Source organism: Pseudideonella sakaiensis (genome assembly GCF_048320135.1).
In the GTDB taxonomy this organism is placed as follows: domain Bacteria; phylum Pseudomonadota; class Gammaproteobacteria; order Burkholderiales; family Burkholderiaceae_C; genus Ideonella_A; species Ideonella_A sakaiensis_A.
On sequence record NZ_CP182947.1, the window covers coordinates 3,096,007 to 3,120,402 of the forward strand.

Here is a 24,396-nt window from a genome sequence, read left to right on the forward strand (position 1 = left end):
GTCATCCGCCCTCGATGCACGCCGCGAGCGTGACGATCACGTCGACGCGCTGCTGCCACAGGCTGCCGTCGTTCATCTGCGCGACCGCCACGACACCCTGCGAGGTCGCGAGCCGGATCCGCGTGCCGACCTCGGCGCGGCCATTGGCCGGCGACAGCTCGAAAACCGCAACCTCGGGCTGCGGATTGCGCTCGTTGAACAAGGCGATGCGGCGGACGAAGTCCCCGGCGCTCATCGGGCTGTCGACGCTGACCGTGACCGGCACGGCATTGCCGTTCTCGACCAGCTCGGCGATCTGCAGCTTCACGCGCCCGGTGCGGATCGGCGCGTCGCCGCTGAATGAGGCGATCGCCTGCTGCAGCGATTCGGGTGTGGCCTCGGCCGGCACAAGCCGCAGCAACAGCGTCGCGCCGGCTGCAGCGGCGATCGACTGGTGGATCAGATGGCGGCGGCTGGTCATCGCAGCGTCTTCAGAAAGGCGACGACATCCTCGACCTGCTGCGCATCGAGGATGGGCCGGCCGCGCCAGGCGCTGCCGACGCGCTGCCGGTCGGCGGTCGAATAGAACGCCGGCATCAGGCTCGCCGGGTCGATCCGCCGTGCATCGACTATGCGCGCGCGCAGCTGGCCTTCGCTCCAGCGCGCGCCGGCGCCGCTCAGATCGGTCGCCAGATTGCCGGGCGTCGCTTCCTCCGGAAATGGCCCGCTGTGGCAGAGCAGGCACAGGCCTTGTTGGCGGTCGGTGACGATGCTGCGGCCGCGCGCGGGGTCGCCTGGGATCGCCGTCAACGGCGCATCGATCGCGTCGCCAGACCATTTGATCGGCTCGGCCGCAGCGGCCGGCAAGGCTGCGATCAGGGAGGCGGTGGCGGCCAGCATCAGTGCTGCGCGGCGTACATCAGGCACGCAGGCTGTGCCGCTGCAGCGGCAGTTCGCGGATGCGTTTGCCGGTTGCCGCGAAGATCGCATTCAGCACCGCCGGCGCGGCAACCGCAATCGTCGGCTCGCCGACGCCACCCCAGAAACCGCCGGACGGCATCACGATGGTTTCGACCTTCGGCATCGCATCGATCCGCATCGGCGGGTAGGTGTCGAAATTCTTCTGTTCGATGCGGCCGTCCTTCACGGTGCAGGCGCCATACAGCGCGGCGCTCAGGCCATAGACGAACGAGCCCTCGACCTGCGCCTCGATCTGCTGCGGATTGACCGCATGGCCGGGGTCGGTTGCGGCGACGATGCGATGGATCTTCAGCGCGCCCTGCGGGCTGACCGACACTTCGGCGCAGGCGGCGACATAGCTGCCGAAGCCATGGGTCTGCGCCAGCCCGCGAAAAACCTTCTGGCCGCCGATATCGGGCGCCGGCTTGCCCCAGCCGGCGCGCTCGGCCGCCGCATTCAGCACGGCCAGATGTTTCGGATGCTGCGCCATCAGCTTGCGGCGCAGCGCCAGTGGATCCTGGCCGCTCGCATGGGCGATCTCGTCGATGAAGCATTCGAGGTAGATCGCATTCTGGTTCAGGTTGACGCCGCGCCAGAAGCCCGGCGGCACATGCGGGTTGCGCATCGCATGGTCGACCATCAGATTCGGCACCGTATAGCCGATCGCCGATTCGGCGCCACCGGGATTCAGGCCCTGGAAAACGACCGGATCCTTGCCGTCGCGGACATTCTGCGGAAAGATGCCGGCGAGTATCGACTGGCCGGAGATCCGCATGTGCAGTGCGGTCAGATTGCCGTTGGTGTCGAGCCCGGCGGTCAGCCTGCATTGCGTGACCGGGTGGTACAGGCCATGCGTCATGTCCTCCTCGCGCGACCACAGCAGCTTGACCGGCGTGCCCGGCATTGCCTTCGCGATCGCGACCGCCTGGCGTACCCAGTCGTGCACCGCGCCGCGGCGGCCGAAGCCACCGCCGAGGTGGATCTTGTAGACCTCGCATTGCGACGGCTGCAGACCGGCGGCCTCGGCGGTCGCTGCCAGTGCCGCCTCGCCGTTCTGCGTCGGCGTCCAGACCTCGCAGCGCGCCGGCTGGTCGCCGCTGGCCGGCGTGAAGCGCGCAGTGGCGTTCATCGGCTCCATCGTCGCGTGGTTCTGGTGCGGGTAGGCATAAACCGCTTCGATGCGGCGCGCCGCTGCGGCCAGCGCCGCCTTTGCGTCGCCCTGCGCATTGCCGACCGCCGCCTTGTCGGCGGTCAGCCCTTCCTTCAGCATCGCATCGATGTCGGCCTGCTGCACCTTGGCATGGGCGCCGAAGTCCCACTCGACCGGCAGTGCATCGAGCGCCTTCTTCGCCCGCCACCAGGTATCGGCAACGACCGCGACCGCGTTGTCGCCGACCGCGACGACCTTCTTCACGCCAGGCATCGATGCCACTTTCGCGGCATCGAAGGCCACCAGCTTGCCGCCGAAGACCGGGCAGGCGGCGATCGCCGCATTGAGCATGCCGGGCAGTTTCAGGTCGGCGCCGAACACTTGCGCGCCATTCGTCTTGTCGATCGTGTCGAGCCGAGCCAGCCGCTGGCCGGCCAGCGTCCAGTCCTTCGGATCCTTCAGCCTGATATCGGTCGGCGGCGTCAGCGCGGCCGCCGCAGTGGCGACCTTGCCGAAGCTGATGCTGCGTTTCGATGCGGCGTGGCTGATCACGCCTTTGCTGACGCTGCACTCGGTCGCCGGCACCTGCCAGCCGTTGGCGGCCGCCTGCACCAGCATCATCCGCGCTGCCGCGCCGCCCTTGCGGACGTATTCGTGTGACTCGCGGATGCCGCGGCTGCCGCCGGTCGAGAAGCTGCCCCAGGCGCGGTTGCGGGCGAGGTTTTCGGCCGGGGTCGGGTATTCGGTCGTCACCCGCGCCCAGTCGCAGCCGAGTTCCTCGGCGACCAGTTGCGCAAGGCCTGTCAGCGTGCCCTGGCCCATTTCCGATCGAGCGATGCGGATGATCACGCGTTCGTCGGGCTGCACGACGACCCAGGCGTTGATTTCTGGGCCGCTGCCTGCGGTCGGCGTCTTGCCGGCGACCGGCGAACTCAGCGCATTGACCGAATGGCCGTTCTGTGTCGCGGCGAATGCAGAGATCGGAAAACCGATCACCAGCGAACCGGCGGCCGCGCTGCCGATGAAGCCACGGCGTGTCAGGTGCAGGCTCATGACGTGCTCCTGACGATGTGGACGATGTCGAGCCCGGCGGTCTTGCTGCCGCCGGCCGCCTGCTTGATCGCCGCGCGCACGCGGTTGTAGGTGCCGCAGCGGCAGATGTTGGTGATGCCGGCATCGATGTCGGCATCAGTCGGCTTCGGCTTGTCCTTCAGCAGCGCGGCGGCCGCCATGATCATGCCGCTCTGGCAATAGCCGCATTGCGGCACGTCGTTGGCGACCCAGGCCTTCTGCAGCGGGTGGTCGCCATTTGGCGCCAAGCCTTCGATCGTGACGATCTTCTGGGTTTCCTGAACCGCCGACACCGGCAGCACGCAGCTGCGCACCGCCGCGCCGTCGAGATGCACCGTGCACGAGCCGCACTGCGCGATGCCGCAACCGTATTTGGTACCGGTCAGCCCGAGCTGTTCGCGGATCACCCACAACAACGGCGTATCGGGCTCGGCATCGTGCTCGCGCAGTTGCCCGTTGACGTTCAATCGCGCCATCGATGTCTCCCTCCGTGCCAGTGGAGTGGCAATGATGCCGCGTCGATGTACCAGTGCAAGCCGGTCGGATATTGCCGCGTCGCCAGCGCTGTCAGCAAGCGAGCGTCACTGCACCGGTGCCCCGGCCTCGTACCAGCGCTTGATCAGCGCGCGCTCGGCATCGGTCATCTGTGTCGCATTGTTCAGCGGCATCAGTTTCAGCAGCACCGACTGCTGGTAGACCTGCTGGGCATGTTGTGCCAACAGTTCGGGCGTGTGCAGCGCGACATTCTTCTGCTGCAGCTGCGCGTTGTGGCACATCGCGCAACGTTGCTCGATCACTGCGCGGACGTCGGCGACGACGACCGGTTGCGCTGCGGCCGCCTTGGCTTCGGCCGACATCGGCGGCGGCGCGAGCCAGAACGCGAGCCCGACCAGCGCCAGCGTGCCGACGACCGCATGCTCCCACGGCACCCGTTTGCCCTGCACCAGCGCTTTGTGGCGTGCGACAAAGCTGTGCCGGATCAAGGCGCCGGCGAGCATCAGCAGCACCAGCACCAGCCAGTTGTTCGGCCCCTGGTAGAGCCAGGCATAGTGGTTCGACAACATCGCGATCAGCACCGGCAGCGTGAAATAGGTGTTGTGCACGCTGCGCTGCTTGGCCCGCCAGCCGTAGATCGGATCGACCTCCTGGCCGGCTTTCAATTGCGCGACGACCTTGCGCTGCCCGGGAATGATCCAGACGAAGACATTCGCGCTCATCGACGTCGCCAGCATCGCGCCGATCAACAGGAATGCGGCACGGCCAGCAAATAATTGGCAGGCCAGCCAGCTCGCGAACACGACGTAGATGAACAGCAGCACGCCGACGATCAGGTCGCCGTTCTTGCGCCGGCCGAAGGCACGGCAGATCACGTCGTAGACGATCCAGCCGGCAACCAGGAAGCCGAGCGATGCGGCGATCGCCGCGGCCGGCGACCAGTCGTAAACCGATTTGTCGATCAGGAAGCTGCCGGCGTTGAACAGGTACAGCACCGTGAACAGGCCGAATCCGGTCAGCCAGGTCGAATAACTTTCCCAGTAGAACCAGTGCAGGTGCTCCGGTATCCGCTTCGGTGCGACCTGGTATTTCTGCGGGTGGTAGAAGCCGCCGCCGTGAACCGCCCACAGTTCGCCGGTCACGCCTGCGGCACGATCGGCTGGGTCAGCCGCCGGCGTCAGGCTGTTGTCGAGAAAGACGAAATAGAACGACGAGCCGATCCAGGCGATCGCGGTGATGACGTGGGCCCAGCGGAGCAGCAGGTTGGCCCAGTCGAGGAGGTAGACGTCCATGGTGTCCTCGCAACAGTCAAGGAGTGCAATGCAGTAAGCATGCACATCCCCTCACCACAGCGGGCTCTGTGAGGCAACCATGTCGCAGACCGCTCCGGAATCGGAACGGGCTCCGCGGCGACGGATAAAACTGTATACAGTTTTGCGAACAATCCCGCCTGGTAATAACCCTCAATCGCCCGGTCTCAGACCAGCGCCCTGAACTCCCGCAGCAGCACCGACAGCATCGCCATGTCGAGCGACGGCACCGGCCGCAGGTCGGCGAGAAGCTTGTGGCAGCGGGCGAGCTGGAATTCGCGTTGCGCCTCCCACGCGCCGATGCGCGTTTCGGTATCGGTGGCGGATGCACCATCCTCGCAGCTGAGGATCGAGTGGGTCAGCGCGCGCGCGAGCGACGACAGATCGCTGCGCATCGCCAGCTTGGACAGCCGCTGCCAATGCGTCTCGGCCGGCAGCTGGACGATCTGCTGCGACAGCCAGCCGAGGTCGAGCCGCCCACCGATGCCGAAATAGACGCCGGCAACGGTTTCGACGTCGCTGCCGACTTCGGCCGCGACCTCGACGATGTCGAGCCCCGACAGTTGCGCGTCGAGCCGCACAACCTGCTGCGCCAGCGATTCCGGAACGCCTTGCGAGCTCAGGGCCTCGACTTCCTGTTCCAGCGCGGCACGCTCCTGCTCGGACAGCCAGCGGTCGAGGCCGGGGCCGACGATCTGCAGGCCCGGCGCAAAGCGGTCGATCGTTTCGGCCAGGTCACGCAGCGCGCTGCGTTTCTGCAGCAGCCAGACGGTGCCGCGCTCGATCAGCTTGACGGTCGCATCGATGATCTGGATCTGCACCGACACCGGCACCTTGTGGTTCAGCGACTCGTTGGCCTGCCACAGCGGCACCAGCCCGAACATCTGGCGCGTGCCGGTATAGGCGCGGACGATGTCGGCCGCGGCAGCACCGGTCTCCTCGTGCAGCCGGTGCACGAAGGTCGGGCCGACCCGGTTGATCATGCTGTTGACGACGTGGGTCGCGATGATTTCGCGCTTCAGCGGATGGCGGTGCAGTGCTTGCGGAAAGCGCTCGAGCAGCAGCGGCGGGAAATAACGCTCCAGCGTCGTCGCGATGTACGGGTCTTCCGGCACGTCGGACGCCAGCACCTCGTCGTACAGCTCCATCTTGTTGTAGGCGAGCAGCACCGCCAGTTCCGGCGAGGTCAGGCCGCCGCCGGCCGCGCGCCGCTCCTGCAGCACCTCGTCGTTCGGCAGAAATTCGATGCGCCGGTTCAGCCGGCCGCGAGTTGTCAGGTGCCGCATGTAGCGGCCCTGTTCGTCGATCAGCAAGGCGCTGCGGCTGCGCGAATACAGCAGCACCTGGTTCTGGAAGATGTTGTCGCGCAGCACCAGCGCCGCGACATCGTCGGTCATCTCGGCCAGCACCTTGTCGCGCTGCTTGGCGGTCAACTCGCCGTCGTCGACGACCGAGTTGAGCAGGATCTTGATATTGACTTCATGGTCGGAGCAGTCGACGCCGGCCGAGTTGTCGATCGCATCGGTATTGATCAGCCCGCCGCGCAACGCGAATTCGATCCGGCCGCGTTGCGTGCAGCCGAGGTTGCCGCCTTCGGCGACGACCTTGCAGCGCAGCTCGGTGCCGTCGACCCGGATCGCATCGTTGGCGCGGTCGCCGCATTCGGCGTGCGACTCCGAGCTCGCCTTCACATAGGTTCCAATGCCGCCGTTGTAGAACAGGTCGGCCGGCGACGCGAGGATGGCCCGCATCAGCTCGTTCGGCGTCATCGCATCGACGCCGTCGGCGATGCCAAGCGCTGCGCGTGCCTGCGCCGACAGCGGGATCGACTTCGCGCTGCGGGGCCAGACACCGCCGCCGGCCGAGATCAGTTTCTTGTCGTAGTCGGCCCACGACGATCTCGGCAATGCAAACATCCGTTCGCGTTCGGCATAACTGGTCGCCGCGTCGGGGTCCGGGTCGATGAAGATGTGGCGGTGATCGAAGGCGGCAAGCAGCCGGATGTGCTTCGACAGCAGCATGCCGTTGCCGAATACGTCGCCACTCATGTCGCCGACACCGACGACGGTGAAATCCTCCGACTGCGTATCGACGCCGATCGAGCGGAAGTGGAACTTCACCGACTCCCAGGCACCGCGCGCGGTGATGCCCATCTTCTTGTGGTCGTAGCCGGCCGAGCCCCCGGATGCGAAGGCGTCACCGAGCCAGAAACCGTATTCGGCGGCGATGCGGTTGGCGATGTCGGAGAAGGTTGCCGTGCCCTTGTCGGCAGCCACCACCAGATAGGCATCGTCGCCGTCGTGGCGGACGACGTCCGGCGGCGGCTGGATCTTGTTGGCAACCAGGTTGTCGGTGATGTCGAGCATGCCGCGCAGATAGGCCTGGTAGCAGGCAATGCCTTCGGCCATCAGCGCCTCGCGGTCGCCGGCGGCCGCCGCTGCCGGCAGCCGCTTCAGCACGAAACCGCCTTTCGAGCCGACCGGCACGATCACCGCATTCTTGACCTGCTGTGCCTTCACGAGACCGAGCACCTCGGTGCGGAAATCCTCCTTGCGGTCGGACCAGCGCAGCCCGCCGCGGGCGACGAAGCCGTTGCGCAGGTGCACGCCTTCGACGCGAGGCGACGCGACGAAGATCTCGAACATCGGCTTCGGCTCGGGCAGGCCGGGAATCTTCGTCGGGTCGAACTTGAACGACAGCACCGGCTTCGGCGAGCCGTCGGGCAGGCGCTGGAAATAGTTGGTACGCAAGGTCGACTGGATCAGCGCAAGGTACTGGCGCAGGATGCGGTCTTCGTCGAGATTCGACACCTCCTCGAGATCGGCCTCGATCTGCTCGATGACCGCCGCCTGCGCGGCCGCGCGGTCGCCGGGCAGTGCCGGGTCGAAGCGGGCGTTGAACAGTTCGACCAGTGCCGCGGTGATCGTCGGATGGCAGCTCAGTGCCTGCTGGATATAGGCGCGGCTGAACGTGAACGCCGACTGCTTCATGTGGGCGGCGTAGGCGCGCAGCATGCCGACGCTGCGCCAGTCGAGGCCGGCAAGCAGCACCAGCCGGTTGAAATCGTCGTTTTCGTTGTCGCCGTGCCAGGTGCGATGCACGGTTTCCTGGAATCGCGCGCGCAGCGGTTCGATGTCGATTTCCTCGCGGCCCGGCACGCGCATGCCGAAGTCGTCGATCGACACCTCGACGGTGTGGTCGTCGTCGCTCGTTTCACCGGACTCGCGGCGCATCACTTCATAAGGGCGCTCCTCGAGCACCTCGACGCCCATGTGTTCGAGCATCGGCAGGCTTTCCGACAGCGGCGCAAGCCGGCCGGTTCGCAGCAGCTTGAAGCGCAGCCGTCCGGGCGGCGCCTCCAGCGGCACATACAGGCTCATCGCCAGCTTGTCGGCGCTGTCGAGCGACTCCATCAATTCGATGTCGCGCACCGCCAGCCGCGGTGAATGCTCTTCGCGGTAGCTGGCGCTGAAGCCGTCGGCATAACGCTGGTGCAGGTAGTTGCCGCGCTCCTCGCCGTGGGCGTCGAGCAGCGCATCGAGCAGTTCATCCTCCCAGCGGCGGGCGATCCGCACGATGCGCTGTTCGAGGTCGCGGTCGTCGACGTCCGCTTTCGGGCCGCCGCGCATGCGCACGACGATCAGCACCCGGGCCAGCGGTGAATCGGAGAACTGCACCGAGAACTCCGACGATTCGCCGTGCAGCACCTCGCTGAGCATCTTCTGCATCCGGGTGCGGATGTCGGTGTTGTAGTTTTCCCGTGGCACGTAGACCAGGCACGATGCAAAGCGGCCGAATGCGTCGCGGTGCACGAACAGCCTGGTGCGCTGGCGCTCGCCGAGGCGCAGGATGCCGAGCGCGGTCGGGTAGAGGTCCTCCACCTCGATCTGGAACAGCAGGTCGCGCGGAAACTGCTCGAGGATGGTGGCGAGTTCCTTCGCGGCATGGCTTTTCGGCAGGAAGCCGGCGAGGTCCATCACCGCGTTGACCTTGCGTCGCAGCAGCGGGATGTCGGCGGCCTTCGCGTTGTAGGCCACCGACGTGAACAGGCCGAGGAAACGCCGCTCGCCGATCACGTTGCCCGCTTCGTCGAAGCGCTTGACACCGACATAGTCGAGGTGGCCGGGCCGGTGCACCGTCGCGCGGGCATTCGATTTGGTCAACAGCAGCAGCCGGACCTCGCGCGCCTGTGCGCGCACGTCGGCGGGCAGCGCAGCGAACGACGACGAGGCGGTCGCCGCGTCGGCATCGGCACGCAGGATACCGAGCCCCGAGCCGGGCACGACGTGCAGTGCGTCGCCTTGCTCGTCGTCGGTCAGGTCATAGTCACGTTTGCCGAGCAGCGTGAAGTTGTCGTCGGCCAGCCACTGCAAAAAGGCCAGATCCTCGGCCAGGTCGTCCTGCTTGACCGGCGGCGGATGCTGCTTCAGATGCTCGACGGTCTCGATCACCGCCTGGCGCATCGGCTTCCAGTCGGCAACCGCCGACTGCACGTCGCCGAGGATGCGCATCAGGCCGTCGTGCAATGCGCTGAGCCGTGCCGGGTCGGTGCGCCGGTCGACTTCGACATGGATCACCGATTCGAGCCGCCCCTGCGGATCGTCGGGGCGCGGCGCGATGCTCGTCATCCGGTGCTCGGCATCGCGGCGCACCCGCATCACCGGATGCGAGATCAGGTGCAGTGTCAGACCCTGACGGTTGACTTCCATCGTGATCGAGTCGACGAGGAAAGGCATGTCCTCGTTGACGATCTCGATCACCGTGTGCGTCGACTGCCAGCCATGCTCTTCGGGCCGCGGGTTGTAGACGCGCAGCTTCGGCGCACCGCCGGCATAGATCCGCGCGAAATGCCAGTGCGACAGTGCCGAGCCGTAGAGGTCGCCGAGCGTACGCTCGACGAGGTCTTCGGGCGCAACCTGACCGTGGTACTGGCGGGCAAATTCGGCGACCTGCCCGGCCTGCTCGGGCGGCAGCTTGGCCCGGATCCGCTCATCGAGCTGGGCCATCAATTCCTGCGCGGCGCTGTTCTCGAGTTTTTTGTCGAATGGCTTTTGTTGCTGCGTCAAGGCAGGGTCTCCTGTTCGAAGAACGCAGCGCCGACCGCCGCACGCGGCCGGTGCGTTCTTTCAAACAGGCAGTATCGGGTTTTGCGGCGAATAGTCCATCCCGGTCTCCACTGATGGGCCGACGCCGCCCCGGCTTACTTCTTCGAGTAGCGGTCGATCAGCGCCTCGGCTTCTGCAGCGAGTTTCGGCCCGTCGATGCCGCGGTCGGCCACTTCCTTGTACCAGACCGCGCGCACGCCAGCGGCCGCCCGCTGCCAGCGCGCCGTTTCAGCGGCGTCGAGCGTGATGACGTTGTTGCCGGCCTTCTGCGCCAGATCGAGTCCGACCTTGTCGCCCGCATCCATCGCCGCACCGAACCTGGCCGCCGTCTCGATGCCGCTGTTGGCATCGATGACCTTTTTCAGGTCGGCCGGCAGCTTGTCGTAGCTGGCCTTGTTCATCACGACCGCGAAGGTCTGCGTGTACAGACCCTTCTCACCCGAAAAGCCGGTGTGGTTCTTGACGATCTGCTGCACCTTCAGCGCCGGGACGACTTCCCACGGAATCGTCGTCGCCTGGATCACGCCTTTCGACAGCGCTTCGCCAACCGCCGGTACCGGCAAGCCGACCGGCGTCGCACCGAGCTGCTCGAGCATGATGTTGATGACGCGCGAGCCGCCGCGCACCTTCATGCCCTTCAGGTCTTCCAGCTTCCTGATCGGGTCCTTGCTGTGGAACATGCCGGGCCCGTGCGTGTGCACAGCGATCAGCTTGACGTCCTTGAACTCATCCATCGCATGCTTCTCGACGAAGGCCTGGAAGGCGCGCGACGACGACTCGGCCTTGCCGCTGCTGAATGGCAGCTCGAAAACCTCGGATTTCGGAAACCGCCCGGGCGTATAACCGAGCACGGTCCAGATGATGTCGACGACGCCATCCTTGGCCTGGTCGAACAGCTCCGGCGGCTTGCCGCCGAGCTGCATGCTCGGGAAGTGCTGGACCTTGATCCGGCCGCCGCTTTCCTTTTCGACCTTGGCGATCCATGGCGTGATCGCCTTCGCCGGAATCGCCGCCTGCGGCGGCAGCATCTGGTGCACACGCAGCGTCACGTCGGCGGCATGGGTGGTGAACGGTGCGGCTGCCAGCAGCAGCGCAGCAAGAACGGGTTTGAGCATCGTCTTCATGAAACTGGCTCCGTGAGCGGGTGAGGGAAGTGGCAGGGACAGCGCGGGGATTCCGCTGCTGCGGTGATGGCGCGGGTTAGCATGACAAGCGATGAAGGGCTCGGGCTGCGCAACCGCCAGCGGGCTCCGTTCCAGCAACGATTCTGCAAGGCATCCGCCATGACAACTTCGTCCTCGACTGAACAGGCCTCGACACTCGACCTTCGCCGCGATGGTCCGGTGGGCCGCATTATTCTGAACCGACCCGACGTCCGCAATGCATTCAACGATGGCGTGATCGCCGAGTTGACAAGGGCTTTCACCGAGTTCGGTGCCGACCCGTCGTTGCGGGTGATCGTACTTGGCGGCCACGGCAAGGTATTTTGCGCCGGAGCCGACCTGAACTGGATGCGCGCAATGGCCGGCTACAGCCACGAGCAGAACCTGGCCGACGCGCAGGCGCTCGAAACGATGTTGTGGACGGCATGGCAGTGCCCGATACCGGTCGTCGGACGCATCCATGGTGACTGTTATGCCGGCGGCATGGGGCTGGCGGCAGTCTGCGATGTGCTGGTTGCCTCCGACAATGCGTCGTTCTGCCTCAGCGAAGCCAAGCTCGGCCTGCTGCCGGCGACGATCAGCCCGTATGTGATCCGCGCAATGGGCGAACAGGCCGCGCGCCGCTATTTCGTCACCGCCGAGCGGTTCAGCGCAGCCCAGGCCCATGCGATCGGCATGGTCCATGAGTTGTGCACCGCCGATCAGATCGACGAACGCGTCGAGGCAATCGCCGCGGCGATCGTCGCCAACGGTCCGATGGCGGTGCGCGCCTGCAAGCGGCTCGTCAAGGATGTCGCCGGCCGCGCGATCGACGAGCCGCTGCGCCTCGATACCGCCCGCCGCATCGCCGATATCCGCGCCAGCGACGAAGGCCGCGAAGGGCTGCAGTCCTTTTTGTCGAAACGTGCGCCGGGGTGGCATCTGGGCTGACGGTCCGGGATCGAAGCAACGGCAAACTCGCAGGTCGGCTTTCGGGCCCTTAGCAGCCGTTCATTTCGCTGGTTGGGCTGACTTTGTGGGAGGGGCTTCAGCCCCGATTCGGGCTGATGGAATAAGCCTGTGTCGCATTCGACGACCGAGCGGGCGCGGCAGGCGGCACCCGGTCGTGGCTCATGATGCGGCGGTCCTCGCTGGCGCTCGGACTGCGCTGCGATGCTCGGTCCAGGGTCGCGCGGCGGAACTCGCTACGTTCGCTGCGCTCGGACAACCGCCGCGAGCATCAACAACTGGCTTGTCGCGGACTGTTTGAGCGGAACGAGCGAAGCGAGTGCAGCGAGTTTCCGCGACGGGCCACAAGGCCGAGCATCGCAGGGAACCCGAGCGCCCGGCGCGAGGGCAAGCATCTAAGCGCAAGCGGCGCCCGACCGCGCCTTTGCTCTCGCCTCTGTGCCTGAAGATTCGCAATCGTGCAAGAGCCCGAATCGGGGCTGAAGCCCCTCCCACAAAGTCTGGCGCGGCACGGACCGAGCGGATGTACGCGCGGGCCGCTTTCCGATCATCATCACATCGGATTCTTCTACGATAGGCGCATGCCTCCGATCGATGTCGACACCACGCAGTTGCTTGCTGTTGCGGCCGCGCTGGGTTGGGCGAGCGGGTTGCGTCTGTATGCGGTGTTGTTCCTGACCGGTGCGGCCGGCTGGCTCGGCTGGGTCGAGCTGCCGCAGGGGCTGCAATTGCTGCAGACGCCGCTGCTGCTCGGCGCCAGCGGGATGATGTTGTTCGTCGAGTTTTTTGCCGACAAGATTCCCGGGCTCGATTCGCTCTGGGATCTGGTGCACACGCTGATTCGCATCCCGGCCGGGGCCGCACTGGCGGCCGGCGCGTTTGGCGTCGACCAGGGCAGCATGACCGCTGCGGCAGCGCTGCTCGGCGGGTCGCTGGCCGCAACCAGCCACTTCTCGAAAGCAACGACGCGGGCGGCAGTCAATACCTCGCCGGAGCCGTTTTCGAACATCGGCATGTCGCTGCTCGGTGATGGCGCGGTGCCGGTGATGTTGTGGTTGTCGTGGGAGCATCCGGTCTGGTTTTTTGCCGCGCTGCTGCTGGCCCTGCTGCTGATGGGCTGGCTGCTGTGGACGCTCGGTCGCTTCCTGCGTGCATTGCTGCGCCGATTGGCAGCGGTCTTCGGCGCCGCGCCGTCGCAGGCAAACTGATCGCGCGCGACGGGCAGAATGGGGTCTTGCCCGGGCGACCGGGCTGCAACAGGTCGAGTCAATGGCAAGTGAATCGCAAGCAGTGGCGGGTGCGGCAGCGGATGCCACGCCGATCGCCGAAACCTCCGAGGCCGTGCGGCGGGTCAGTGCCGCGCTCGAGTCGCGTGGGCATCCACATCGGCCGCGCTGGCTGGCGGTTGCGGCGCGCACCTCGCAGGACGCCGCCGATGCACTGGGCATCGCGGTCGGGCAGATCGCGAAAAGTGTGATCTTCCGCCGCAGCGAGGACCAGCGCGCGGTGTTGGTGATCGCTGCCGGCGACCGCCGTGTCGATGAAGCGAAGGTCGCGGCGCTGGTCGGCGCGATCGGCCGTGCCGACGCAGGCTTCGTCAAGGCGCAGACCGGTTTTTCGATCGGCGGCGTGGCCCCGCTGGCACACACCAACCCGCCGGTGACGCTGATCGACTGCAGCCTGTTCCGATTCGACGAGATCTGGGCCGCTGCCGGCCATCCGAATGCGGTGTTCCGGCTCAGCCCGCAGCAGCTGCAGTCGCTGGCGCAGCCGGCCCCGGTCACCGATGTCACGCCAGGGGAATTGCCGGCCGAGTTGCAGCAGTTCTTGTCGCGATGAATACACCACCGACCGCCAGCCCGTGCACCGGCGTCTGCCGCATCGACGACCAGTCCGGCTGCTGCATCGGCTGCCTGCGCAAGATCGACGAGATCGTCGCCTGGGCCTCGTACAGCGAGGCCGACAAGCGCCGCGTCTGGGCACTGCTGCCGCAGCGTCGTGAGCAGCTCGGCAGCAACCATCAGCGGTTTCCACCGGTCAAGGGGGCGCCATCGTGATGAAGCAGCTGGATTTCTGGTTCGATCCGATTTCGCCATATGCCTGGCTGGCGTTCGAGCGGCTGCCGCAGGCGCTGGAAGGTCTGTCGTACAGCATCGACTACCGCCCGCTGCTGTTCGCCGGCCTGTTGCAGAACTGGGGGCAGAAAGGTCCGGCCGAAATCGAGCCGAAACGCGCGTGGACCTTCCGTCAGGTGGCCTGGCTCGGCCACCTGCAGGGCACACCGATCGATACACCGGCGCAGCACCCTTTCAATCCGCTGGCGCTGCTGCGGCTGCTGCTCGCTTCGGCGCCGGAAGGGCGCACGCCGAACCGCCAGCAGTGCGAGCAGGTGCTGCGCCATGTCTGGATCGGGGGCGCCGATGCCAACGATCCGGACCGCCTTGCCGCGCTGCAGGCCGAGTTGCGCCCGCCGCGCGACCCGGCCAGTGATGACGTCAAGCAGCAGCTGAAGACGCATACCGCCCAGGCACTGCAACTCGGCATCTTCGGCGTGCCGACGATCGCGGTCGATGGCCGCCTGTTCTGGGGCCTCGACGCATTGCCGATGGTCGCCGCCTGCCTGCGCGGCGATCCCTGGTTCGATGGCCCGGCCTGGGACGAGGCCGGCGCGCCGCGTCCCGGCGTGCGGCGCGCCTGACGGCTGCCTTCTCAAGTCTGACGGTCGATCGGATCGGCAGAAAACCTGCCTGGATCTGCCCGCGCGCCGTGGCATTGCCAGTGTCGCTTCGCCGACGAACCAAGGGTTTGTTCGGAGAAATGGCGTAACGGTTTGTCAGAAAACGGTCAGCCCCGCCGTCGATAGTCTGCGCACCGGCGATGGCGTGGCAGCGGCAGGCTGTGCGATGTCGCCTCCCGTTCGATCACAGGAGAAAGGACACGCAAGATGACAGACCATACCCATGATTCGCATGGCTATTGGAAGGCCACGCTGTCGTTGTTGACCAAGATACTGATCGTCTGGTTTCTGGTTTCCTTCGGCGCCGGCATTCTGTTCGCCGACTTCCTGAACCAGTTCCACTTCGGCGGCTATCCAGTCGGCTTCTGGTTTGCGCAGCAAGGTTCGATCTACGTCTTCGTCGCATTGATCTTCATCTATGCGAACCGGATGAATGCGATCGACGAGAAATTCGACGTGCACGAGGACTGAGGCCACCATGGATCTTCAAACAACAATCTATATCGGCGTCGGCCTCAGCTTCGCGCTGTATGTCGGCATTGCGCTGTGGGCGCGTGCCGGCTCGACCCACGAGTTCTATGCGGCCGGTGGCAACGTCCATCCGGTCACCAACGGCATGGCGACAGCCGCCGACTGGATGAGCGCCGCGTCGTTCATCTCGATGGCCGGCCTGATCTCCAACATGGGTTACGGCGGCGGCCTGTTCCTGATGGGCTGGACCGGTGGCTATGTGCTGCTGGCAATGCTGCTGGCACCGTATCTGCGCAAGTTCGGCAAGTTCACGGTGCCGCAGTTCATCGGTGACCGCTTCTACTCGAAGAGTGCGAGCACGGTCGCGGTGTTGTGCCTGCTGGTCGCATCGCTGACCTACATCATCGGCCAGATGACCGGGGTCGGCGTCGCGTTTTCGCGCTTCCTCGGCGTCTCCAGCGAGGTCGGCATCTACGTCGGCATGGGCATCGTGTTCATGTATGCGGTGTTCGGCGGCATGAAGGGCATCACCTATACGCAGGTCGCGCAGTACATCGTGCTGATCCTCGCCTATACGGTGCCGGCGATCTTCATCTCGCTGCAACTGACCGGCAACGCGATCCCGCAGCTCGGCCTGGGTTCGAACCTGGTCGGCCAGGATCTGCCGATGCTGGCCAAGCTCGACCAGGTCGTCACCGATCTCGGCTTCGGCAAGTACACGACGACGACCGCCGGCAGCACGCTGAACATGTTCGTCTACACGATGTCGCTGATGATCGGCACCGCCGGTCTGCCGCACGTCATCATGCGATTCTTTACCGTGCCGTCGGTGAAGGCGGCCCGTTCGTCGGCCGGCTGGGCGCTGGTTTTCATCGCGATTCTCTACACCACCGCTCCGGCAGTGGCCGCGATGGCCAAGACCAACCTGATCCGCACGGTGACGCCGGGCGTCGTGATGAGCAATGCCGATCCGTATGCGGCTGATTCCAACATCCTGTACGAAGAGCGTCCGGACTGGATGAAGCGCTGGGAGAAGACCGGCCTGCTGAAGTTCGAGGACAAGAACGGCGACGGCCGGATCCAGTACTACAACGACAAGACGAAGAACGATGCGGTCAAGGCGAAGGTCGAGGCTGCAGGCTGGAAGGGCAATGAGCTCGATGTCAATGCCGACATCATCGTGCTCGCCAATCCGGAGATCGCGTTGTTGCCGAACTGGGTGATTGCACTGGTCGCGGCCGGTGGCTTGGCAGCGGCGCTGTCGACGGCGGCAGGCCTGCTGATGGCGATCTCGTCGGCGGTTTCGCATGACCTGATCAAGAACGTCTTCGTTCCTGACATCAGCGAGAAAGGCGAACTGCTGGCCGGCAAGGTGTCGATGGCGGTGGCAATCGTCGTGGCCGGATACCTGGGACTGAATCCACCAGGCTTCGCGGCCGGTACGGTGGCGCTGGCATTCGGTATTGCCGCCAGTTCGCTGTTCCCGGCGATCATGATGGGCATCTTCAGCAAGAAGATGAACAAGGAAGGCGCGATGGCCGGCATGCTGGCAGGCCTGTTCGTCACCCTGTTCTACGTCTTTGCGCACAAGGGCATTTTCTTCATCAAGGGTACCGAGTACCTCGGCGTGATCGGCGGTGCGAACAGCTTCTTCGGTATCACGCCGGAAGCCTTCGGTGCCATCGGTGCGCTGGTCAACTTTGCGGTCGCATTCGCGGTCGACAAGGTGACGAAGGAGCCGCCGGAGCACATCCAGGCGATGGTCGAGGCGGTGCGCATCCCGCGCGGTTCCGGTCGCGTGCACGGCGCACACTGAGCACACCTGTGCTTCGCACGCCGGTTGCGGAAGGTTTCGCAGCCGGCGTCAGAATCAGGGCCTCGTTCGACGAGGCCCTTTTTCTTGCAGAGACAACAGCCGGCAGGAGCCGCCATGGTGTTCGATTTCAGCGTCGCAATGACGTGGATTCTTTTTCTCGCGATGTTCCCGATCGCGTTTTTCTGGCTGCGGCGCACCTGGCGAATCCTGGTGCGGCGCGACTTTTCCGAGGTGGCGCTGAAAGGCGGCGAACCACCACCGGACCCGGAAAAATGGGCACCGTATGCGATGGCGATCAATGGCGTGGCAGGCGTAGCGCTCGTCGTCGCGATCGCCGGCGTCGTGTTGCAGGGCATGCCCTACGATGTCTGGTCAGCGATTGCCGGCAGCACGATCTGGTGCAAGTTCTTTGCCGACTTCGCGCTCAGCCGCCATGCCCACAACTTCGGGGCCAGAAAGGGTGCGCGCAAGACCTGAGCGACGCTGCCCCGCTGGCTCGACTGGAGGCTACTCATGGACAACGGCCTGCTGCAGCAACGCTTGATCGGCCTGTTCGCACTGGCGCTGCTGCTGTTCAACTTCCCGCTGCTGGCGTTGTGGGACCGTGAACTGACGGTGCTGGGCCTGCCGCTGTTTCCCGCGGCGCTGTTTTTTGTCTGGGCTCTGCTGATCGTGATCCTGGCCTGGCTGATGGAGCGGGCGGCGGACTGATCCGCCGGCGCCCGCTTTGAGCGAGTCGACGATGCTGAGCCCGTCGCTGGTCCTCGGCGCCTCGTTCGCCTACCTGCTGCTGCTGTTTGCGGTCGCATGGTGGGCCGACCGGCGCGCCGAGCAGCGCCGCTCGGTGATCGGCAATGCCTGGGTTTATGCACTGTCGATCGCCGTCTACTGCACTGCCTGGACCTATTTCGGCAGCGTCGGACGCGCTGCCTCCGGCGGCGTCTGGTTTTTGCCGATCTATCTCGGGCCGATGCTCGCGATGCTGCTCGCCTGGCTGGTGATCCGCAAGATGCTGCGCATCGCGCGCACCTACCGCATCACGTCGATCGCCGATTTCATCGCCAGCCGCTACGGCAAGAGCCCGCTGCTGGCCGGGCTGGTGACGCTGATCACCGTGGTCGGCATCGTGCCCTACATCGCACTGCAGCTGAAGGCGATCGACAGCGGCTACCACCTGCTGACAACCTCGGGCGCCGAGACGCTGCGCGATGCCGGCCCGTGGTGGCAGGACGGTGCGTTTTATGTCGCGCTGGCGCTGGCCGGCTTCACGATGGTGTTCGGCACCCGCCACCTGGAAAGCCGCGAACGCCACGAAGGCATGGTCGCCGCGATCGCGTTCGAATCGGTGGTCAAGCTGATCGCCTTCATCGCGGTCGGCATCTTCGTCACCTGGGGCCTGTTCGGCGGGCCCGTCGAGCTGTTTGCCCGCGCGAATGCCGATCCGCAACTGCGCGAACTGCTGCGGCTGGCGCAGAACGACCGGCCCTTCGCCTACGAGCAGTGGTTTGCATTGACGATGTTGTCGATGTTGTCGGTGGTTTTTCTGCCGCGCCAGTTCCAGGTTCTGGTGGTCGAAAACGTCGACGAGCGCCATCTGAAACGCGCGGCCTGGGTATTTCCGGCCTACCTGCTGGCGATCAACCTGTTCGTGCTGCCGATCGCGCTCGGCGGGCTGATGTTTTTCGGCGCCGGCCGGGTCGATGCCGATACCTTCGTATTGTCGTTGCCGCTGGCGGCCGGCCAGCACGGGCTGGCGCTGGCGGCCTTCGTCGGTGGCTTGTCGGCCGCCACCGGCATGGTGATCGTCGAGACGATCGCGGTGTCGACGATGGTCTGCAATGATTTCGTGATGCCGCTGCTGCTGCGCTGGGGAATTTTTGCGCGCCAGCGCGACGTCAGCGGCTGGCTGCTGGCGATCCGCCGCGCGGCGATCGTGCTGGTGCTGCTGCTCGGCTACCTCTATTTCCACCTTGCCGGCGAGGCTTACGCACTGGTCAGCATCGGCCTGATCAGCTTTGCCGCGGTGGCGCAGTTTGCGCCGGCCGCGCTCGGTGGCATGTACTGGAAGGGCGGCACCCGCGAAGGCGCGCTGGCCGGCCTGCTCGCCGGCTTCGCGTTGTGGGCCTATACCTTGATGCTGCCGTCGATCGCGAAGTCGGGCTGGTGGCAGACCGACTTCGTTGCCGCCGGCCCATGGGGGCTCGAGCTGCTGCGACCCGAACAGCTGCTCGGCATGGCCGGGCTCGACAACCTGACGCACAGCCTGTTCTGGAGCATGCTGGCCAATGTCGGCCTATATGTCGGCGTCTCGTTGTGGCGCACGCCGTCGGTGCAGGAGACCAGCCAGGCGCTGCTGTTTGTCGATGTCTTCGACCGCACGCGGCGCGAGCGGCCGGTATTCTGGCGCGGCCGCGCGAAGGTCGCCGATCTGCAGGCGCTGGTGCGCCGCTTTCTCGGTGCCGACGCGGCGGATCGGCTGTTCGCCGCTTATGCGCGGCAACGTGGCGTCGATGCGATCGAAGGTGTCGTGCCCGATGCCCGGCTGGTGCAGTTTGTCGAGACGCAGCTTGCCGGCGCGATCGGCAGCGCATCGGCGCGGGTGATGGTGGCTTCGGTCGCCGAGGAGGAGGCGCTCGGCCTCGACGATGTGTTGTGCATCCTCGACGAGGCCTCGCAGCTGCGTGCCCATTCGCAGGCGCTCGAACAGGCCACCGCCGAACTGCGTGCGGCGAATCTGCGGCTGGCAAGCCTGGACCGGCTGAAGGACGATTTCATGTCGTCGGTGACCCACGAACTGCGCACGCCGCTGACCTCGATCCGGGCGCTGACCGAGATGATGCTCGACGATCCGCAGATGGCGCCGGCGCAGCGCCAGGAGTTTCTTGCGATCGTCGTCACCGAGACCGAACGGCTGTCGCGGCTGGTCAACCAGGTGCTCGACATGGCGAAGATCGAAGCCGGTCATGCCCAGTGGCACAACGCCGAGGTCGATCTGATCGAGCTGCTGAAACATGCGGCGCAGACGGTGCACGAGCTGGTTCGCGAACGCGGCGCCGAACTGCTGCTCGACCTGCCGGCAGCGGCGCCGACGCTGCGCGCCGACCGCGACCGGCTGCTGCAGGTGCTGCTGAATCTGTTGTCGAATGCCGCCAAATTCGTTCCGGCCGAAGGCGGTCGTATCGAGCTGCGGCTGAAGGTCGACGCCGATGCGGCCACCGTCGAGGTGCAGGACAACGGGCCGGGCGTGCCGGCCGAGCAGCGTGCGCTGATCTTCGAGAAATTCCGCCAGGGTGGCGATGGCGCAAACCGGCCGCAGGGGACCGGGCTCGGCCTGCCGATCAGCCGGCAGATCGTCGAACATTTCGGCGGCAGGATCGAGTTGCGCGCTGACCAGGGTCAAGGCGCCTGCTTCGTTTTCACGATACCCTGGCAACAACCGGAATCGCCGGCGGAACCGGCGGGAGACAGCGCATGAGCGCCGGCGAGTGGCCGCCCGGTGGCGGCGCCCTTCCTTGCTCGGGGAGGCTGCCGCGCAGCGACAGGAGGGTAGTCCAGTGAACAGCAGCAAGATCCTGATCGCCGACGACGAGCCGAATATCCTGCTCACGCTCGACTACCTGATGAAGCGCGAAGGCTACGAGGTGGTGCTGGCGCGTGATGGCCAGGAGGCGCTCGATTGCCTGCGCCGCGAGCGCCCGCGGCTGGTGCTGCTCGATGTGATGATGCCGCACAAGTCGGGTTTCGAGGTCTGCCAGGAGCTGCGTGCCGACGAGCAGCTGAAGGACACGCTGGTGCTGATGCTGACGGCGAAGGGCCGCGATACAGATATCGCGAAGGGACGTGGCGTTGGCGCCGACGACTACATGACCAAGCCGTTTTCGACCAAGGAACTGGTGGCCAAGGTGCGCGCGCTGCTGGCCGGTCAAGCCCCTGCGTGATGCGGCGCAACGGAGCGTTGCTGCGCTGGATGCTGCTGGCCGCGGCCGGCGCCGTCGCGCTGCTGGCGCTGTTCGTGCTGCTGTTCGGCGCGCTGGTCTGGGCGACGCTCGACGAGTCCGAACGGCGCAGCGTTGCGGCGCTCGCGATGCCGCGGCTGCCGTTGCTGCTGCTGGTGGCCGGCGCCGTTGCAGTCTTGGCCGGCGCGCTGGCACGGCCGTTGTTCCAGCGCTGGGTCGGCGTGCCGGCGCGGCTGCTCGAACAGGTCCGCGTCGTGTTGTCGACCGATACCCGGCGCCCGCTGTCGGCCGCCGGTGCATCGGCGTCGGTGCGCGGTCTGGCCGAGGCGATCGACGAACTGGTCATGCAGCGCGAGCAGCTGAAGGGCGACGTGGCGTCGCGGATCGCAGCGGCCAGCCGTGACATCGAACAGCAGCGCAACCGGCTCGCGGCGCTGATGAACGAATTGCAGCAAAGTGTCGTTGTCTGCAATCTGGATGGCCGCATCCTGCTCTACAACAACCGGGCGCGGCTGCAGTTCCGTGCGTTGTCGGATGTGCCGAACCTGGCCGACGGCGCCGAGCTGATCGGCCTCGGCCGCTCGATTTACGCGGTCTTCGACCGCAAGTTGGTTGCCCATGCCCTCGAACGCGTGCAGCAGCGGCTGCAAAACGGCGCCGCCCATCCGAGCGCGCAGTTCGTCACGACGACGGCGTCGGGCCAGTTGCTGCGCGCACGACTCGCCGCGGTACGCGGTACCGATTCGGCTGAGCAAGCGCAGAACGCTGCAGTGGCGATCGATTCCTTCGTGCTGCTGCTCGACAACATCACGCGCGACTACGAACAGCAGTCGCACCGCGAACAGCTGCTGCACCGCCTCAGCGAAGGCAGTCGCGGTTCGCTGGCGAGCCTGCAGGCTGCGGTCGAACTGCTCGAGGATCCGGCGATGCCCGCCGAACAGCGGGAACGGTTTCTGGCAGTCATCCGCGATGAATCGCAATCGATGTCGCGCCTGCTCGACGAGCTGGCTTCAGATGACGAGGTCGAACTCGGCACCCGCTGGCCGCTCGACGAGATGCTCGGCGCCGACCTGGTGCAGGCCGCGCAGCGCAGGATCGAGTCGGCCACCGGTCTGCGTTGCGCGGTTGCCGATGTCGATCAGAGCTTGTGGCTGAAGATCGAAAGTTTTTCGGTGCTGCAGGTGCTGGTTCACCTGGCGTCGAAGCTGCGCGATCAGTCGGCGGTCGACGCCGTCGAGCTGCGGCTGACCGCGCGCGACGAATTGCGGGTCTGCCTCGACCTTGTGTGGGCAGGCGAAGCCGCCGCCTGCGAGATGCCGACCGGCTGGGAACTCGAAACCATCGACAGCGACGCCGCCGCCGGCGGTCTGACGATCCGCGACGTGATGGCGCGGCATGCCGGTGAGTGCTGGTTCGAGCGTGACCGCGCGGCGCAGCAGTCGTTTTTTCGCCTGCTGCTGCCGGCGGCAGACGCCGCCGCCGAACAGGGCACGGTGCCGTTTGTCCACTCCGACAGCCGGCCCGAATACCTCGATTTCGACCTGTTCGCGAGCACCGAACTCGGCCGCGAACTCGAGGACCGGCCGCTCGCCTCGCTGGCGTTCACGGTGTTCGATACCGAGACGACGGGGCTCGATCCATCGGGTGGCGACGAGATCATCCAGATCGGCGCGGTCCGCATCGTCAGCGGCAAGCTGCTGCGCAGCGAATGTTTCGAGCAGATCATCGATCCGCGCCGCCCGATTCCGGCTGCATCGATCCCGATCCACGGCATCACGCCCGAGCAGATCGTCGGCAAGCCGACGCTCGACCAGGTGCTGCCGGCGTTCCGTGCCTATGCGCAGGACACCGTGCTGGTGGCGCACAACGCAGCATTCGACATGCGCTTCCTGCAGTTGAAGGAAGCGAGCACCGGGGTGGCGTTCGACCTGCCGGTGCTCGATACGCTGCTGCTGTCGGCGGTCGTCCATCCGAATCAGGAGTCGCACCGCCTCGAGGCGATCGCCGAACGCTTCGGCATCACCGTGATCGGCCGGCATACCGCGCTCGGTGATGCGATGGTCACCGCCGAGGTGCTGCTGAAACTGCTTGCGCTGCTGGCCGAGCAGGGCATCGTCACGCTCGGACAGGCGCGCGAGGCGGCACAGAAGACCTGGTATGCGCGCCTCAAGTACTGACGCGGAAGGCGATCGCTGCGAGGCACGACAGCGCGTGGCTGGTTTCTTCAGTTCGCCAGAATCTTCAGCGCATAGTTGACTGCATCGTTCGAATTGTTGATCCGGATGATGGCTGTACGGTCCGTCTGCACCGACATCGTCGCGACCCACCGAAACGAGATGTCGATTTCGTTCATCCCGATCAGTCGTTTCTCGTCGCCTTCCTCGGGTTCGAGCACCGCCAGGTGGCCCTGCAGATTGGTGTTGCGACCTTCGGCATTCTCGAAGTCGAGTATCAGCTTGTACGAGCCTCTCGACGCCGCCACCGCGTAATAGACATCCTCGCCCTCGGCAAGCTTTCCGCCTGTCGTGCTGCCGATGCTCAGCGGTCTCGGGACGACCTCTCCAAACAGCGGCACCAAACCCGCATCGTGCTGACGCAGCACGGTCAACCAGAAATGCGCTTCGTCGCTGTTGTTCAGCAGTTTGAAACCGATATTCGATTTCTGCCGCAGAGCGATATCTGCCATCTTGCGGTAGCCGACGTCGATCGCATTCATGCTGATGGTGCGCTTTTGAATATGCCCGCCATCCTGGTCGAGCATCGACAGCACGCTCATCAGATTGCTGCGCTTGTTGCTGGCTAGCCGCATGTCGAGGATCACCGAGCCGCTGGCGATTGCCTCCGACAGCTTGAAGTAGTTGGCCTCGTTTCGCCGCAACGTCATCTTGTAGGTGGTCCCCGGCTCGAGCGTGAACGGCCGGGTGATGCCGAACGGGCCATCCGGCGTCGTGACCACCGGGCCGGCGTGCACGCGGATGCCACCGGCCAGTTTTTCCGTGGGCGCGGGCTGTGGCACCGCGAGGTCGGCGGCTGGCAAGCCAGTCTTGTCGGTTCCGCTCGTCGGCTCGGGGCTGCCCGCGGGGGTTGTGGCCGTGGCGTCGGCGGAAGCCAGCCCCTCGGTCTCGGCCGGGGGATGGACCGGCGCGTCGCGGGCATTGAACAAGCCAACCTGGTGCATCGCGAGCAGCAAACCCGAGATGGCGGTGATGATCGCCGCCAGCGCGGTCAGCACGCC

At 65.8% G+C, this 24,396-nt stretch carries 20 protein-coding genes; 12 read left to right on the forward strand and 8 right to left on the reverse strand.

Annotation, left to right across the window (positions count from 1 at the left end; all coding sequences use genetic code 11):
• Position 1 precedes the first annotated feature (1 nt).
• From ACNH6H_RS14085 to ACNH6H_RS14115, 7 genes are all read right to left on the reverse strand, one after another.
• A complete protein-coding gene (locus tag ACNH6H_RS14085; protein WP_418318506.1) occupies positions 2-460 on the reverse strand; it encodes a SoxY-related AACIE arm protein in 459 nt (152 codons plus the stop codon).
• Positions 457-879: a sulfur oxidation c-type cytochrome SoxX gene (gene soxX / locus ACNH6H_RS14090; RefSeq protein WP_418318508.1), complete on the reverse strand. Its 423-nt coding sequence runs from the start codon at positions 877-879 to the stop codon at positions 457-459. Before soxX ends, ACNH6H_RS14085 begins: the two co-directional genes overlap by 4 nt.
• Before the next feature lie 19 nt (positions 880-898).
• Positions 899-3,142, reverse strand: coding sequence for a molybdopterin cofactor-binding domain-containing protein (locus ACNH6H_RS14095; RefSeq protein WP_418318509.1), 2,244 nt, complete (start codon positions 3,140-3,142; stop codon positions 899-901).
• Positions 3,139-3,636 (reverse strand): (2Fe-2S)-binding protein, encoded by a 498-nt coding sequence (locus tag ACNH6H_RS14100; protein ID WP_418318510.1) that lies wholly within the window; start codon positions 3,634-3,636, stop codon positions 3,139-3,141. Before ACNH6H_RS14100 ends, ACNH6H_RS14095 begins: the two co-directional genes overlap by 4 nt.
• Positions 3,637-3,741: 105 nt before the next feature.
• On the reverse strand, positions 3,742-4,947 hold the full coding sequence (locus ACNH6H_RS14105; RefSeq protein WP_418318511.1) for a urate hydroxylase PuuD: 1,206 nt from the start codon (positions 4,945-4,947) through the stop codon (positions 3,742-3,744).
• A gap of 185 nt (positions 4,948-5,132) precedes the next feature.
• Complete coding sequence (locus tag ACNH6H_RS14110) at positions 5,133-9,971, reverse strand: NAD-glutamate dehydrogenase (RefSeq protein WP_418321329.1); 4,839 nt, start codon at positions 9,969-9,971, stop codon at positions 5,133-5,135.
• A 194-nt stretch (positions 9,972-10,165) separates the two neighbouring features.
• Complete coding sequence (locus ACNH6H_RS14115; protein WP_418318513.1) at positions 10,166-11,194, reverse strand: TRAP transporter substrate-binding protein; 1,029 nt, start codon at positions 11,192-11,194, stop codon at positions 10,166-10,168.
• A 159-nt stretch (positions 11,195-11,353) separates the two neighbouring features.
• Here ACNH6H_RS14115 and ACNH6H_RS14120 point away from each other — a divergent pair, with 159 nt between their 5' ends.
• The 12 genes from ACNH6H_RS14120 to ACNH6H_RS14175 all read left to right on the forward strand — a co-directional run bounded on the left by ACNH6H_RS14120 (position 11,354) and on the right by ACNH6H_RS14175 (position 23,338).
• Positions 11,354-12,163 (forward strand): enoyl-CoA hydratase/isomerase family protein, encoded by an 810-nt coding sequence (locus ACNH6H_RS14120; protein WP_418318515.1) that lies wholly within the window; start codon positions 11,354-11,356, stop codon positions 12,161-12,163.
• A gap of 599 nt (positions 12,164-12,762) precedes the next feature.
• On the forward strand, positions 12,763-13,389 hold the full coding sequence (locus tag ACNH6H_RS14125; protein WP_418318516.1) for a DUF4126 domain-containing protein: 627 nt from the start codon (positions 12,763-12,765) through the stop codon (positions 13,387-13,389).
• 61 nt (positions 13,390-13,450) lie between these two features.
• On the forward strand, positions 13,451-14,020 hold the full coding sequence (locus ACNH6H_RS14130) for a YbaK/EbsC family protein (protein ID WP_418318518.1): 570 nt from the start codon (positions 13,451-13,453) through the stop codon (positions 14,018-14,020).
• Positions 14,017-14,238, forward strand: a complete 222-nt coding sequence (locus ACNH6H_RS14135; RefSeq protein ID WP_418318519.1) for a DUF1289 domain-containing protein — start codon at positions 14,017-14,019, stop codon at positions 14,236-14,238. Before ACNH6H_RS14130 ends, ACNH6H_RS14135 begins: the two co-directional genes overlap by 4 nt.
• On the forward strand, positions 14,238-14,879 hold the full coding sequence (locus tag ACNH6H_RS14140; RefSeq protein WP_418318520.1) for a 2-hydroxychromene-2-carboxylate isomerase: 642 nt from the start codon (positions 14,238-14,240) through the stop codon (positions 14,877-14,879). The genes ACNH6H_RS14135 and ACNH6H_RS14140 overlap by 1 nt, the downstream gene beginning before the upstream one ends.
• A 246-nt stretch (positions 14,880-15,125) precedes the next feature.
• On the forward strand, positions 15,126-15,389 hold the full coding sequence (locus ACNH6H_RS14145; protein ID WP_418318521.1) for a DUF4212 domain-containing protein: 264 nt from the start codon (positions 15,126-15,128) through the stop codon (positions 15,387-15,389).
• A 7-nt stretch (positions 15,390-15,396) separates the two neighbouring features.
• Positions 15,397-17,205, forward strand: a complete 1,809-nt coding sequence (locus ACNH6H_RS14150) for a sodium:solute symporter family protein (protein ID WP_418318523.1) — start codon at positions 15,397-15,399, stop codon at positions 17,203-17,205.
• Between the two features lie 114 nt (positions 17,206-17,319).
• A complete protein-coding gene (locus ACNH6H_RS14155; RefSeq protein ID WP_418318525.1) occupies positions 17,320-17,682 on the forward strand; it encodes a hypothetical protein in 363 nt (120 codons plus the stop codon).
• A 36-nt stretch (positions 17,683-17,718) separates the two neighbouring features.
• A complete protein-coding gene (locus tag ACNH6H_RS14160; RefSeq protein WP_418318527.1) occupies positions 17,719-17,916 on the forward strand; it encodes a hypothetical protein in 198 nt (65 codons plus the stop codon).
• A 31-nt stretch (positions 17,917-17,947) separates the two neighbouring features.
• Entirely contained in the window at positions 17,948-20,680 is a 2,733-nt protein-coding gene (locus ACNH6H_RS14165; RefSeq protein ID WP_418318528.1) for an ATP-binding protein, read from the forward strand.
• A 79-nt stretch (positions 20,681-20,759) separates the two neighbouring features.
• Positions 20,760-21,143, forward strand: coding sequence for a response regulator transcription factor (locus ACNH6H_RS14170; RefSeq protein WP_418318530.1), 384 nt, complete (start codon positions 20,760-20,762; stop codon positions 21,141-21,143).
• The gene (locus tag ACNH6H_RS14175; RefSeq protein ID WP_418318532.1) at positions 21,143-23,338 is read left to right on the forward strand and encodes an exonuclease domain-containing protein; all 2,196 of its coding nucleotides are present in this window, start codon (positions 21,143-21,145) and stop codon (positions 23,336-23,338) included. Before ACNH6H_RS14170 ends, ACNH6H_RS14175 begins: the two co-directional genes overlap by 1 nt.
• 47 nt (positions 23,339-23,385) lie before the next feature.
• Here the strand turns inward: ACNH6H_RS14175 and ACNH6H_RS14180 are convergent, their stop codons facing one another.
• Complete coding sequence (locus ACNH6H_RS14180) at positions 23,386-24,393, reverse strand: hypothetical protein (protein ID WP_418318533.1); 1,008 nt, start codon at positions 24,391-24,393, stop codon at positions 23,386-23,388.
• Positions 24,394-24,396: the final 3 nt, after the last annotated feature.